Origin of the sequence: Anaerostipes butyraticus, from assembly GCF_016586355.1 — a bacterium.
Taxonomy (GTDB): domain Bacteria; phylum Bacillota; class Clostridia; order Lachnospirales; family Lachnospiraceae; genus Anaerostipes; species Anaerostipes butyraticus.
Map to the genome: position 1 here is coordinate 1 of NZ_BLYI01000028.1, position 758 is coordinate 758.

General features: G+C 40.1%; 2 protein-coding genes. One reads left to right on the forward strand and one right to left on the reverse strand.

What is annotated here, in order from left to right; genetic code table 11:
* Positions 1-371, forward strand: a 371-nt coding sequence (locus JMF81_RS07040) for a hypothetical protein (protein WP_330611489.1), incomplete at its 5' end; no start/stop codon positions are given.
* On the opposite strand, the gene JMF81_RS07045 is transcribed toward JMF81_RS07040, so the two are convergent.
* Positions 368-715, reverse strand: a complete 348-nt coding sequence (locus JMF81_RS07045) for a hypothetical protein (protein WP_201310750.1) — start codon at positions 713-715, stop codon at positions 368-370. The genes JMF81_RS07040 and JMF81_RS07045 overlap by 4 nt on opposite strands.
* Positions 716-758 lie beyond the last annotated feature (43 nt).

A 758-nucleotide genomic window follows, 5' to 3' on the forward strand; every position in this document is an offset into this window, starting at 1 on the left:
TAAATAAAGATTTAATCGATACAGATTGGATTTATCCTACAATTTCTGGTGGATTTGTGGAATACGCAAGCGGATGGAAGCCACGTTATCGAAAAATAGGAAAATTGGTAGAGATATGCGGAGCGGTAAAGCCGACAAAAAATACTTTTGTTGGGCAGGATCCGATTACAATTTTTACTCTTCCAGAAGATTTCAGACCGCCCGTGAATATCCCAGAGCTATGTCAGGGGTCTTCAAGATCTATTTGGTACTTTGAGGTTTCTGATGCAGGCAATGTAAGTGTTTCCAGGTCTCGCGATAGTTTTGATGCATATGATACGGTGGATTCTGGAAGTTGGTTTCCATTCAATATAACTTTCTTTGTAAATTAAGCTGGAAAATCAATTGTGACTGATAACCACACACCTGCAGGTATTGGAATATCCTGCGTTGTACCGTATTTCTGGATAACCAAGGAACCATCGACGTTCGCAGTTAAATAAAAACGGTTCATCCCGCCGCCTTGACATACGTTATAAGCCGTTCGATCGGGGCGATATTCTTCCGGCAGAGTAGCAATCGTAGTCTGCTGATTAGCCGCAATTTGGCTGGCTGGCTGTATAGCACCTTCGACATAAATCTTCCCTCCTTTTCTGCGATAAAACAGATCGTTTTGAAAGTTGCTTGTGAGGGAAAGATTTTGCCATTCAGTATCAGCTAAATCTTTATTTAACACATAGATTATTAAAAATGGAGGTAAAACATGCTAAAAAAAGTAA